This is a genomic window from Sphingomonas bacterium (assembly GCF_903644135.1).
Lineage (GTDB): Bacteria > Pseudomonadota > Alphaproteobacteria > Sphingomonadales > Sphingomonadaceae > Sphingomonas.
The window spans coordinates 1-13,603 of the sequence record NZ_CAHJXA010000041.1 but is presented as its reverse complement, the minus strand read 5'-3'; the positions used below and the strand labels follow the sequence as shown (position 1 = coordinate 13,603).

The window sequence follows — 13,603 nt, the reverse complement described above, 5'->3', positions numbered from 1 at the left end:
CGACGCTCGGCCGGGCGGTGCGGGCGGCCGGCTCGGCGCGCAGGCCCAGCGTGATCAGCAGCGACGACGACACGTAGATCGACGAATAGGTACCGACGACGATGCCCAGGATCATCGCCGCGGTGAAGCCGCGTAGCACATGGCCGCCGAGCAGCAGCAGCGCGATCAGCGCCAGGAGGATCGTCACCGACGTCATCACCGTCCGGGGCAGCGTCTCGTTGACCGACAGGTTGATGATCTCACGCATCTCCATCTTGCGATAGCGGCGCATGTTCTCGCGGATGCGGTCGTCGATGACGATCTTGTCGTTAATCGAATAGCCGATGATGGTCAGCACCGCCGCGACGATGTTGAGGTCGAACTCGAACCCGGTGAGCGCGAAGAAGCCGACCGTCATCAACAGGTCGTGGACGATCGCCACCACCGTCGACACACCGAACTGCCACTCGAAGCGGAAGATCGCGAACAGGCCGATGCCCAGCACAGCCAGCACCACCGCCAGGATGCCGTTGCGGATCAGCTCGCCCGACACCTTGCCGGAAATGGTCGAATAGCGGCTGAACGTCGCGCCGGGGAACGCCTGCGCGACCGCCGCCTCGACCTTCTTGACGGCAGCGTTGGTCGCGCCCTCGCCGCCGGTCTGGGGCGGCAGGCGCACCGACAGCGTCTTGTTGTCGCCGACCAGCTGCAGCGCCGCGTCGCCGACGCCAAGGCCGTCGATCACCGAGCGCACCTTGTCGAGCGAGGGGGTGGCGGGGAACTTCTCCTCGATCATCAACCCGCCGACAAAGTCGACGCCCAGGTTCAGGCCGCGCGCGACCGTCAGCCCGACCGCGATCAGGCTGAGCGCCAGCGTCAGCCCGAACGCCCAGCCGCGCAGCCGCGCGAAATCGATGTTCGTGTTGTCGGGGACGAGTTTCAGGAGGCGCATCGGTCTATCCTCCTCATATCGTCATCGTCGCCGGGCGGGTGCGGCGGACCCACAGCACCACCAGCATCCGGGTAAAGGTGACGGCGGTGAACACGCTGGTGGCGATGCCGATCAGCAGCACCACTGCGAAGCCTTTGACCGGCCCCGACCCCAGCACCAGCATGATCAGGCCGGAGATGGCATGGGTGACGTTCGCCTCGAAGATCGTCCGCGACGCCTCCTTGTAGCCCAGCTCGACCGCCTGGATGACGCTGCGCCCACGCCGCCGCTCCTCGCGGATGCGCTCGTTGATCAGGACGTTGGCGTCGACCGCGGTGCCGATCGTCAGCACGAAGCCGGCGATACCAGGCAAGGTGAGAGTGCCTTTCAGCACCGCCGCCATCACACCTAGGATGACGAACACGTTGATGACCACCGCGACGTTGGCATAGATGCCGAAGCGGCCATAGGTCAGCACCATGAACACCACGACCAGCACCACTGCGACCACCGACGCGAGGATGCCGGCATGGATCGAGTCCGCGCCCAGCTCCGGGCTGACGGTCGATTCCTCGATCACCTTGAGTGCGATCGGCAGCTTGCCCGAGCGCAGCGCGATGGCGAGCTGGTTGGCGCTGTCGGTAGTGAAATTACCTTCGATAAAGCCGCTGCCGCCCAGGATCGGCGTATTGATGACCGGTGCGGAGATCACCGAATTGTCGAGTATGATCGCGAACAGCTTGCCGGTATTCTCCTGCGTGGTCTTGGCAAAGCGCTTGCCGCCGGCGGTGTCGAAGGTGAAGTTGACGATCGGCTTGTTAGTGTCCGGCTGGTTGCCGGCGGTCGCGTTGACCAGCTGGTCGCCGCCGACGATCACCGATCGCTTCACCGCGATCTTGCCGCCCGGATAGCCGGGATAGGCCAGCACCTGGCTGCCGATCGGTGCCACGTTCTTGGCGACGTCGGCCGGATTGGCGGTGTCGTCGACCATCTTGAACTCGAGCTTGGCGGTCTTGCCGATCAGCTCGGTTAGCGCCTGCGGGTTCTTGAGGCCGGGTACCTGCACCAGGATGCGGTCGGTGCCCTGCTGGACGATGGTCGGCTCCTTGGTGCCGAGCTGGTCGATCCGCTTGCGCACCACTTCGGTGGCGTCGTTCATCGCCTGCTTGACCGCCTGGGTCAGCCCGGCCTGGGTGGGGCGGACGACGAAGCGGCTGGTGTCGACCACCTGGATGTCCCATTGCCGCTGGCCGGTCAGCCCGGCGCCGCTGCCGGTGACACCCAGCAGCCGCTCGCGCGCCGCGTCGACCTGGGTCGGGTCGCGCAGCAGGAAGCTGAGCTGGCCGTCCCGCGTCGAGATGTCGCCGATGTCGATGCGCGGGGTGCCCCGCCGCATTTCGGTCGCGACCTGATCGCGCATCGTCTCGATGCGAGAGGTGGCGAGGTCGGCGGTGTCCGCCTCCAGCATCAGGTAGCTGCCGCCGGCGAGGTCGAGCCCCAGGTTGATGCGCGGATGGACCGGCCAGCGGTCGGTCACCGCCTCGGGCAGGAAGCTGGGCAGCGCCAGCAGGCAGAGTGCCGCCAGCAGGCCGCAGATCGACCAGATCTTCCAGCGCGGGAAATCGAGCATGTCAGTCGCCCCGCTTCAATCGTTCGCCGGCTTGGCGTTGGGCGAGGTGACGCCGGTCAGCGTCGCCTTGACCACGCGGACGCGGACATTGGGTGCGATCTCCACCTCGACATGCGCATCCTCGACGCGGGTGACCTTGCCGACGATGCCGCCCGCTGTGACGACGCTGTCGTTCTTCTTCACCGCCGCGATGGTGGCGGCGAACGCCTTTTGCCGCCGCGCCTGCGGCCGCTGCACCAGGACGTAGAAGGCGATAAAGACGAGCACGAAGGGCAGGCCGAGCTGGATCAGCGCGGCGGTGCCACTGGCGGCGGGAGCGCCGGCAGCAGTCTGGGCGTAAGCGGGGGCGATCAACATCGGTGGCCAGTTCGAACAGGGAAAAGCGGGAGAACATGCCTCCCGCCTAAAGCGCCGCGCGCTATCACCGCTCGCCGTTTTGCGCAACATGGGCGAGCCCCAGCCGGCGCTTGCATCATCCGGTCCACCCGCCTAGGTGCCACGCTCCGGTGGCCGGGCGACGTCAGTCGACCGCCTGCCGGTCCGGTCGGGGCGTAGCGCAGCCTGGTAGCGCATCACACTGGGGGTGTGGGGGTCGCAGGTTCGAATCCTGTCGCCCCGACCAACGCTTTCGCGAAAGCTCGACGCTGCCGGCAGGTGCCCGCGCGTCGTGCGCCGACGGTTCCCCCCAGATCGGATGCTAAAGCCGCCACATCGACCTCGACTTGATCCGCGAGTTAACGTCGTCTTTACCACGCCGCATCGATAGCCGCTCGCAGCCGGTCCATAACGGACCCCGGGAGACGGCGAGCGTGATCATCGACGGCAAGCGACGGCGTGCTCATCTGCTCGCGCTGGAGCCACGCATGATGTTCGATGCGGCTGCCGGTGCGGTGATGCAGAACGCGGTGCTGTCCGTCGACGATGCCTCGCACGCGCCGGTCGCGCCCGACGGCCACGACGCCGCCCATGGCGGATCGGTGGTCGGGTTCCACGACAGCCGCGTCGCCGCTCCCGACGATACGAGCGTCGCCCGCACAGTCGCGCCCGCCGCGACGAGCGCGCCGCATGACGTGATCTTCATCGACACATCGGTCGACGACTACCAGAAGCTCGCCGCCGAATGGGCGAAGCTCGGCGATGTCGTGCTGATCGACGGCAGCAAGGACGGCTTGGATCAGGTCCGCTCGGCGCTGGCCGGCGAGAGCAATGTGGCGGCAATCCACATCGTCAGCCACGGCGAGGAGGGGGTGCTGTACCTCGGCACGACCCGCATCGACGAGGCGACGATCACCGGCGGCCTCGCCCAGTCGCTCGGCGCGATCGGCCGGTCGCTCAATTCCGGCGGTGACATCCTGCTGTACGGCTGCGACTTCGCCGAGGGCAGCGACGGGGCCCGCGCACTCGCCGCGTTCGCACAGGCGACCCACGCCGATGTCGCCGCCTCGACCGACCTCACCGGCTATGCCGGCAAGGGCGGCGACTGGGTGCTGGAGGCGCATAGCGGCACGATCGAGGCGCGCAGCCTGTCGAGCGACGACTGGACGCACACCCTTGACCCCAACGTGCCGGTGCCGATCGCGGTCACCGCCGACAGCCTGACCGTGACCGACGGCAGCGGCAACGTCATCGCCACCGGCGCGACCGGCTACACCACCAGCAACGGCACCGATCGCACCGGCAATGTCGGCGCAGGCGCGGTCGCGCGCTGGAGCGGCGCGGCGACGCTGGCGGACGGCAGCAAGGTCGACCTGGTCGCCACCGTCGTCTCGATCTCCAACGGCGACGCCGTTCAGTTCAACCGGCCGACGGCGGCGACCAATGGCGACGACCCGACCTTCCTGCTGCGCGATCTGTCCAACGGCAACGGCACCAACGGCGACGGCGCGACCGTCCAGATCATCTGGTCGCTGGTCAAGACGGGCACCAACACGCCGGTGCAGGCCAATGTCGAGTTCGGTATCCTCGACATCGACGGGGTGGGCGGCAATCCTAACACCCGCGAGTCGGTCAGCGTGCCGACCGACAACCTAGCTTACTACACGACCGAGCGCGCCACCGACATCGCCATCAACCCCAGCCTCAGCCAGGTCGCCGCATCGGGTACCCAGAACGAGAACACCGTCGCCGGCCGGCCGCTCGACACCAAGTCGGAGGTGACGTTCGACTGGACCAAGGTGTCGTCATTCACGATCAACTACAGCCTCGCCGCCAACAACGGCGTCACCGTCCAGGCGCAATTCTACCAAGACGGCAATGCCGACTTCAAATATAGCGACCCTCTCTACACCTCGATCCCGCGCCTCGACCTCGACGCGAACGACAGCACCGCGACCGGCAACGACGCCCATTTCACCTATACCACCGGCGGCAGCGACAGCCCGATCGTCGACAGCGACGTGCGCGTCAGCAATCCGATGGACATCAATTCGGTCACCGGCGCGACGGTGACGCTGACCAACGCACAGGCCGGCGACGTGCTCAACATCGGCAGCCTGCCGACGAACATCACCGCCAGCGCGACCAGCAATGCCGGCACCATCTCGGTCGCGCTGAGCGGCCTGGGCAGCGAATCCGACTATGACGCGGCGCTGCGCGCGATCACCTTCGCCAACGGCTCCGCCACGCCCGACGGCACGCAGCGGGTGATCGACGTCAGCTTCACCAACGGCACCCTGACCAGCGCCACCGCGATCAGCCGCATCGACATCAATCACGCGCCGGTCGCCAATCCCGACAGCCGCACCACGCCAGAGGACACCGCGACCACCATCACCGTCCTCGCGAACGATACCGACGCGGACGGCGATCCGCTGACCGTGACCGGGGCGAGCGCGCTGCACGGATCGGTCGCGATCAATCCCGACGGCACGCTGAGCTACACGCCGAACGCCGATTACAACGGTAGCGACACGATCAGCTATGCCATCGCCGACGGCCGCGGCGGCACCTCCGCCTCAACGGTCGCGGTGACGATCACGCCGGTCAACGACGCGCCGCGCAATGTCGGCACGCTGCCGCCGCGCAATTCGCAGGACGCAGCAACGGTGTCGTATCCGACCGCAGGCGGGTTCACCGATATCGATGGCGACACGCTGACCTACAGCGCGACGGGGCTGCCGAGCGGGCTGGCGATCGATCCGGCCTCCGGTGTGATCTCGGGCACGATCGACCGCTCGGCGAGCCAGGCGCATGGCGGCAGCTACGCGGTCGCGGTCACCGCGACCGATCCGTCGAATACTTCGGCCACGCAGACCTTCACGCTCACCGTCAGCAACCCGCCGCCGATCGCGCATGATGACAGCGCAACGACGCCGGAAGACACCGTCGTCGTCATTTCGGTGCTCGCCAACGACACCGATCCTGACGGCGATCCGCTGACCGTTACCGGCGCGTCCGCCTCGCATGGCAGCGTCGCGATCAATCCCGACGGCACGCTGACCTATACGCCAAACGCCGATTACAACGGCACCGATAGCATCACCTACGCGATCAGCGACGGCCAAGGCGGCACTTCGACCGCGCACGTCGCGGTCACCATTACGCCCGTCAACGACGCACCGCGCAATGTCGGCACGCTGCCACCGCGCAGTTCGCAGGAAGCGGCAACGGTGTCGTATGCGACCGCAGGCGGGTTCACTGACGTCGATGGCGACACGCTGACCTACACCGCCACGGGCCTGCCGAGCGGGCTGGCGATCGATCCGGCGACCGGCGTGATCTCGGGCACGATCGACCGCTCTGTGAGCCAGGCGCATAGCGGAAGCTACACGGTCGCGGTCACCGCGACCGATCCGTCGAATACTTCGGCGACGCAGACCTTCACGCTGACCGTCACCAACCCGCCGCCGGTCGCGCACGATGATATCGCCAGCGTCCACATCGACACGGCTAGGACGATCGTGGTGCTGGCCAACGACGTCGACCCCGATGGCGATCCGCTGACCGTCACCGGCGCATCCGCCTCACATGGTTCGGTCGTGATCAATCCCGACGGTACGCTGACCTACACGCCGGCGGGCGGTTATACCGGCGCGGACACGATCGCCTACGCCATCAGCGACGGCCAGGGCGGCACCTCCAACGCGGTTGTCACCATCGCGGTGAGCAACGCCGCGCCGACCCACACACCGCTAGACCCGCAGGTGGCAAATGACGGCCAGGCGGTGTCGCTGCCGGTCGCGTCGCACTTCACCGATCCTGATGGCGACCCGCTGACCTATGCGGCGACCAACCTGCCGGCCGGACTATCGATCGATCCGGCGACCGGCGTGATTTCGGGTACGATCAACCGCTCGGCGAGCCAGGCGCATGGCGGCGTGTACGACACCGTCGTCACCGCGACCGACAGCCATGGTGCCAGCGACAGCGCGACCTTCCGCTGGACGATCGCCAACCCGCCGCCGGTCGCGCATGACGACAGCGCAACGACGCCGGAAGACGCCGCCGTCATTATCCCGGTGCTCGCCAACGATGTCGATCCCGACGGCGATCCGCTAACGGTTACCGCCGCCAGTGCGCTGCACGGCAGCGTCGCGATCAACCCCGACGGTACCCTGACCTACACGCCCAGCGCCGATTACAACGGCACCGACAGCATCACCTATGCGATCAGCGACGGCCAGGGCGGTACGTCGAGCGCGCATGTCGCGGTGACGATCACGCCGGTCAACGACGCGCCGCGCACCGTCGGCATGCTGCCGCCGCGCAGTTTGCAGGACGCGGCAACGGTGACCTATCCGATCGCAGGCGGGTTCACTGATATCGATGGCGACACGCTGACCTACACCGCCACGGGCCTGCCGAGCGGGCTGGCGATCGACCCCGCCACCGGCGTGATCTCGGGCACGATCGATCGCTCGGCCAGCCAGGCGCATAGCGGAAACTACGCGGTCGCGGTCACCGCGACCGATCCGTCGAATACTTCGGCGACACAGACCTTCACGCTGACCGTCACCAACCCGCCGCCGGTTGCGCGCAACAATACCACCATCGCGCCCGAGGACACTGCCGTCGTCATCCCGGTGCTCGCGGATGACGTCGATCCGGACGGCGATCCGCTGACCGTCACAGGCGCGTCCGCCTTGCACGGCAGCGTCGCGATCAACCCTAACGGCACGCTGACCTATACGCCCAACGCCGATTACAACGGCATCGACAGCATCGCGTACGCGATCAGCGACGGCCAGGGCGGCACGTCGAACGCGCATGTCGCTGTGACGATCACACCCGTCAACGACGCACCAACAGCCCGGCCGATCGCGGCGCAGGCCGGGGCCGATGCGCAGCCGATCGCGCTCGATGTCGGGGGGTTCTTCGCCGATGTCGACGGCGACGCGCTGACCTATAGCGCGACCGGCCTGCCGCCGGGGCTGGCGATCGATCCGGCCAGCGGCCGCATCGCCGGCACGCTCGACCATGCGGCGAGCCGGGGCAGCGTCTACCACGTCGTCGTCACCGCCACCGACCCCTCCCACGCCAGCGCGAGCAGCGGCTTCGACTGGACGATCGTCAACCCCGCGCCCGTCGCCGCCGACGACCGCGCGACCACGCCGCAGGAGGTGCGCGTCACCATTCCGGTGCTGGCCAACGATGCCGATCCCGACGGCGATCCGCTGACGGTGACGGGCGCGGTCGCTTCGCACGGTTCGGTCGCCATCAACCCGGACGGTACCATCGACTACCAGCCGAACACGGGCTTCCGCGGCGACGACGTGATCGTCTACACCATCGCCGACGGTGATGGCGGCCAGGCGAGCGCGAGCGTGCTGGTGACGGTGTTGCCGGTCAACCACGCGCCGAGCGTCGTGGCTGCGCCCCCCGCAGCCACCGCGCTGGAGGGCACCGGCGTCAGCATCGCAGCCGCGCCGTGGTTCGCCGATCGCGACGGCGACGCGCTAGCCTATGCGGCTACCGGCCTGCCCAAGGGATTGTCGATCGACCCGGCCTCTGGCGCGATCAGCGGCGTCGTCGATCACAGCGCCGCCGCGCAGGCACCGGGCGGCCGCTATACTGTCGTGGTCAGCGCCACCGACGCGGGTGGCCTCACCGCCTCATCGACCTTCACGCTCGACATCGCCAACCAGGCACCAATCGCCACCGATAGCGCCGCGCGCACCGGCGAGGAGACCGGCATCGTTCTGCCCGCGCTCGCCAATGCGCGCGATCCCGACGGCGACCCGCTCGCCGTTACCGCCGCCACCGCGCAGCATGGCGCGGTCACGATCAATCCGGACGGCACCCTGGCCTACCGGCCCGGCGCGAGCTTCAGCGGGGTCGACACGGTCCGCTACACCGTCACCGACAGCGACGGCGCGACCGCCACAGCGAGCGTCACCGTCACCGTCGATCACGTCAACCACCCTCCCGTCGTGCCGGCGCAGGACGCGCCGGTCGAGGCGATCGGCGGCCGGCCGGTGCGCATCGACGCGCTCGCCGGCGTCACCGACGCCGATGGCGACAGCCCGACGATCGTCCAGGCGAGCTCCGCAAACGGCGACGTGTCGGTCGGCAGCGACGGGGTCATCAGCTTCACGCCGCAGCTCGGTTTCGTCGGCACGACCACGATCCGCTACGTCGTCGCCGATGGCCAGGGCGGCTTCACCGACGGCACCTTCGTCGTGCGGGTCGCGGACGGGCGCGGGGCCGACATCAACGAACTGCTGGAGATCGGCCGCGTCCGGTTCGTCGATCCGTCGCCCGGCTTCGCACGGGTGGTCGTCGCCGACGATGGCGTGATCCGCAACCCGCTGACGATCCTCGACACGGTCGAGCAGGTCCGCTCGCTCAACACCACCGCGATCGGCCGCGAGCCGGTCGGCGACGCGGTCGAGGCTGCACGCAGCTTGAACGGCACCGGCATCGACCCCGACCAGCCCGTCACCGCCGAGGTCGCGCAACTGGAGGTGCTGCGCGATCAGCGCGACGCCGGCGACCGCCTGTTCGACCATCGCTGGGGCGACTTCCTGGTCAAGGGTGCGACCGGCTTCTCCGCCGCCGCCGACCACCACGCCTGCATCATGGTCGACTCGGTCGTGCGCGGCGGTGCGCTCTACATCGAGGTGCGCGACACCGCCCCCGACGGAGCGGCCGCGATCCGCTCGGTCGATGTCCGCCCCGCGCGCGGTCCGATGCGCGACTGGATCAAGGTCGACCCTCGCGGCCTCGCCATCGTCGAGCGAGCTGCGGACGCCGACGAGCTCCACCTGGTCGTCCGCGTCACCCGCGCGGACGGCCGCACCAGTACGACGCCGATCGTCGTCCAGGGCGCGACCGGTGAGATCGAGCTGGACCGGACCGCACCCGCCAAGCCCCACCACCACCGCGCGGCACCGCTCGATGCCACGCTTGCCACTCGCCATGCCGTCGCACGGGCCGCCGCCCTGCGCCTGGATCGCCACTTCAAGTGAGGACCGTCATGACCACCACCACTCGCAACCGGCTTCGCCGCATCGCCGCCGGGGCCGCGCTCGCCGGCCTGCTCGCCGGCTGTTCGGTGACGCCACATCCTATGACCGCGGCCGATGACGACGCGCGAGCGCAGAGCATCCGCGCCAATGTCACCGCCCATCAGGAGCCGGTGACCGCCCCGATCGACCTGTACGAGGCGATGGCACGCGCGCTGAAATACAATCTCGACTACCGCGTCGAGCAGCGGCAGCAGGCGCTGAAGGGCCGCGAGCTGAACCTTTCCACCTACGACATGCTGCCCCAGCTGGTCGCCAGCGGCGGCTATTTCGGGCGCAGCAACGAGGCCGGCGCGTCCAGCCTGTCGCTGCTGACCCAGCGGCAGAGCCTGGAGCCGTCGACCTCGACCGACCGCGACGTCGCCTCCGGCGACCTGACGCTCAGCTGGGACGTGCTCGACTTCGGCCTCTCCTATGTCCGCGCCAAGCAGAAGGCGGACGGTGTGCTGATCGCCGCGGAGGAACGCCGCAAGGTGTCCAACCGCATCATCGAGGACGTCCGTACCGCCTATTACCGGGCGGTGTCGGCGCAGCGGCTGCTGACCCAGCTGACCCAGCTGCAGACGACGATCGCGGCCACGCTCGAAAATTCCGAGGCGCTGGCGCAGCGCCGCAAGTCGCCGCCGCTGATCGCGCTGACCTATCAGCGCGAATTGATCGAGATCGAGGCGCAGACCAAGTCACTCGGCCGCGAGTTGCGCATCGCCAAGACGCAGCTTGCCGCGCTGATGAACCTCGACCCCGGCACGGACTATGAGCTGGTGCTGCCGCCGCGCGAGGCGGAGCTGCCGACGGTGGCCCTGTCCGCCGACGAGGAGGTGATGACCGCGCTGCGCAACCGGCCCGAGCTGCGCGAAGTCGGCTATCAGCAGCGGATCAACAAGCACGAGCTGGACTCGCAGATCCTGGCGATGTTCCCCAGCCTGAAGGGATTCGTCGGCATCAACGCCGACTCCAACGGCTTCCTCTACAACTCCCATTGGGCGCAATATGGCGCGAAGTCGGCGTTCAACCTCATCAACGTGTTCCGCTTGGGCGCGGTGAAGAAGACTGTCCACGCCCAGGACGATGTGCTGCGTTCCAAGGAACTAGCGACGGCGATGGCGGTGATGACGCAGGTTCAGGTCGCCCGGGCGCGCTACGGCCTCTATGCCTCCGAGCTGGCGACGGCGCGGCACGGCCATGCGGTGCAGGCCCGGATCATGGGCCAGATCGATGGCGGCTTCAAAGCCGGCGCGATCAGCGAGCAGACCCAGCTGCGCGAGCGGATGAACACGCTGGTCAGCGAGGTACGCTACGACATCGCCTATGCCGATGCGCAGAACGCCTATGCCAACCTGTATGCGGCAATGGGGATCGACAGCTTCACGCCCGAGGTGACCGACCGCCAGAGCGTGCACGGCCTGGCCGGCGCGCTGCAGGCGATGTGGGCGCAGCGTGCCGTGGCGATGCGGGGGAACTGACATGGTGCGGATCGATTTCGCGGCCCTGAGCCCGCGCACCAAGCTTGCCGCCGGCGTCGGCGTCGCGGCCGTGTTGGCGATCGCCGCGACGCTGGCGATGCCGGGCGAAGTGACCTGGTCGGACGCCAGGGCGACCACCCGGCTGACGCCGCCGCACCTGGCGGTCGACCGGGCGGTGCTGGCCGACGACCGCCTGACGGTGGCAGGCGCGGCCTATGTGCCGGGAGCCGACATGGTCGCGCATGGCGTGATCAAGTCGAGCCAGGAGGCGGTGATCGCCAGCCGCATGACCGCGCTGATCACCGCGCTGCCGCTTGAGGCCGGGCAGAGCTTCGCGCGCGGGCAGATGCTGGCGAGCTTCGACTGTTCGCAGATGCGCGCCCAGCTGGCGGCGGCCGAGGCGGCGGCATCGGCGTCGCGCAAGACCTATGACACCAATGTCGAGCTCGACCAATATAAGGCGATCGGCACCAACGAGGTCGCGGTCGCGAAGGCCAATCTTGGCAAGGCGTCGGCCGAGGCGCAGGCGATCCGCGCCGGCACCGGCCAATGCTCGATCGCCGCGCCGTTCGGCGGCATGGTGGTCGAGCGCATCGCCCACCCGCACGACGTCGCCGCCCCCGGCGCGCCGCTGATGAAAATCCAGGGCAGTGGCGACCTGGAGGTCGAGCTGATCGTGCCGTCCGCCTGGCTGACCTGGCTCAAGCCCGGCACGCCCTTCACCTTCGGCCTCGACGAGACCGGCGGCAGCGTCTCGGGCAGCATCGTCCGGCTCGGCGCGGCGGTCGATCCGGTGTCGAAGACGATGCGCGTCACCGGCCGCATCGGCGTGGTCGGTACGGTGTTGCCCGGCATGAGCGGCACCGCCCATTTCCAGCAAGGCGGGACCGTTGGCCGCGCTGCATGACCTGACCCATCCGCCGCGCGCGGAGGCGTCCCCGCTCGGGCTGCTGCTCGGCTGGGAAGCGTCGGTGCGGCACCAAGCGAGCGTCGCCGAGCTGCTGTTCTTCGTCGCCAACGAGACGCGCGGGCTGGTTGCCCATGACCAGATGTTCGTCCTCCAGCGGCCGCTGATGGGGGAGGGGTGGCAGGTCCGCACCGCCTCCAGCCTCGTCGCGATCGACCGCAACGCGCCGGTGATCCGCGCGATCGAGGCGGCGGTGCGTGATCGCACCGACGCCTGCGACCTCGATGCGCCCGAGGACGAGGCGCTCGCCGACTATCCGTTCCGCCACTGGCTGTGGCGGCCGCTGGTCGGCCGCGACGGCACCGCCTTCGGCGCGCTGCTGCTCGCGCGCGGGCATCCGTTCGACGCCACCGAAGCGGCGCGGCTCGCCCGGCTCGGGGACACGGTCCAGCATGGCTGGCTGGCGCTGAGCGGCAACAAGCCGGTGCGCCGCCTGCCGCGCCTGACCCGCCGCCAGCGACGCGCGGCTATCGCCGCCGGTGCGGCCGTGGCGCTGTTCCCCGTGCATTTGTCGGTGCTCGCCCCGGTCGAGGTCGTCGCGGCGCACCCGTTCGTCGTCGCCGCACCGTTCCAGGGCGTCGTCGCCAGCATCGACGTCGCCCCCGGTGCATCGGTCGCGCGCGGCCAGACCCTGCTCCGCTTCGACGACGTCAAGCTCCGCAATGAACTCAGCCTCGCCCAGCAGCGCTTGCAAGTCGCCCGCGCCAAGGTCGACGCGGTCGCCTCCGCCACCTTCGGCGACGCCGCCCAAGGTCGCGGCATCTCGATCGCCCAGGCCGAGTATCAGCTCGCCGCAGCCGAATATGGCTATGCCCGCGACATGCTGGCGCGCGCTCGCGTCGTCGCGCCGTTCGCCGGCATCGCCGCCTATACCGACCGCCACGACTGGGAGGGCCGCGCCGTCGAGACCGGCCAGCCGATCATGGAGGTCGCCGACCCCGCCCAGGTCCGCTACCGCGTCGACCTGCCGACCCGCGAGCAGATGCCGCTGACCCCGGGCAGCGGCGTCACCGTTTGGCTCGACAGCCAGCCGCTCTGGTCGCAATCGGCGACGCTGGCGGATGCCGGCTACCAGGCGCGGCAGACCGCCGACGGGACGCTGGCCTTCGCGCTCGATGCGGCCCCGTCGGACGGCGCGGCTCCGCGCATCGGCTCGCGCGGGACGGCGCG

Annotated in this window: 7 protein-coding genes and 1 tRNA gene; 5 read left to right on the top strand and 3 right to left on the bottom strand. The window is 69.0% G+C overall.

Annotation, left to right across the window (positions count from 1 at the left end; translation table 11 throughout):
• The 3 genes from secF to yajC form a co-directional block, all read right to left on the bottom strand.
• The coding region (secF, locus tag HUU96_RS03955) for a protein translocase subunit SecF (RefSeq protein ID WP_174291559.1) at positions 1 to 931 on the bottom strand (931 nt) is incomplete at its 3' end.
• Positions 932 to 944: 13 nt separating this feature from the next.
• A complete protein-coding gene (gene secD / locus HUU96_RS03950; RefSeq protein WP_174291558.1) occupies positions 945 to 2,540 on the bottom strand; it encodes a protein translocase subunit SecD in 1,596 nt (531 codons plus the stop codon).
• Positions 2,541 to 2,555: 15 nt separating this feature from the next.
• On the bottom strand, positions 2,556 to 2,897 hold the full coding sequence (gene yajC / locus HUU96_RS03945) for a preprotein translocase subunit YajC (protein WP_174291557.1): 342 nt from the start codon (positions 2,895 to 2,897) through the stop codon (positions 2,556 to 2,558).
• A gap of 188 nt (positions 2,898 to 3,085) precedes the next feature.
• Here yajC and HUU96_RS03940 point away from each other — a divergent pair.
• The 5 genes from HUU96_RS03940 to HUU96_RS03920 all read left to right on the top strand — a co-directional run.
• Positions 3,086 to 3,162, top strand: a tRNA-Pro gene (locus HUU96_RS03940).
• 187 nt (positions 3,163 to 3,349) lie between these two features.
• Positions 3,350 to 9,946: an Ig-like domain-containing protein gene (locus tag HUU96_RS03935; RefSeq protein WP_174291556.1), complete on the top strand. Its 6,597-nt coding sequence runs from the start codon at positions 3,350 to 3,352 to the stop codon at positions 9,944 to 9,946.
• Positions 9,947 to 9,954: 8 nt separating this feature from the next.
• Entirely contained in the window at positions 9,955 to 11,466 is a 1,512-nt protein-coding gene (locus HUU96_RS03930; RefSeq protein ID WP_174291555.1) for a TolC family protein, read from the top strand.
• A gap of 1 nt (position 11,467) precedes the next feature.
• Positions 11,468 to 12,373: an efflux RND transporter periplasmic adaptor subunit gene (locus HUU96_RS03925; RefSeq protein ID WP_174291554.1), complete on the top strand. Its 906-nt coding sequence runs from the start codon at positions 11,468 to 11,470 to the stop codon at positions 12,371 to 12,373.
• Positions 12,357 to 13,603: efflux RND transporter periplasmic adaptor subunit (locus HUU96_RS03920; RefSeq protein ID WP_174291553.1), on the top strand; the 1,247-nt coding region annotated here is incomplete at its 3' end. The genes HUU96_RS03925 and HUU96_RS03920, both read left to right, overlap by 17 nt.

Bases quoted from the DNA above. Each gene is read 5' to 3' on its own strand.
- secD (WP_174291558.1), bottom strand. From the start codon at position 2,540: ATGCTCGATTTCCCGCGCTGGAAGATCTGGTCGATCTGCGGCCTGCTG.
- yajC (WP_174291557.1), bottom strand. From the start codon at position 2,897: ATGTTGATCGCCCCCGCTTACGCCCAGACTGCTGCCGGCGCTCCCGCC.
- HUU96_RS03925 (WP_174291554.1), top strand. From the start codon at position 11,468: ATGGTGCGGATCGATTTCGCGGCCCTGAGCCCGCGCACCAAGCTTGCC.
- HUU96_RS03930 (WP_174291555.1), top strand. From the start codon at position 9,955: ATGACCACCACCACTCGCAACCGGCTTCGCCGCATCGCCGCCGGGGCC.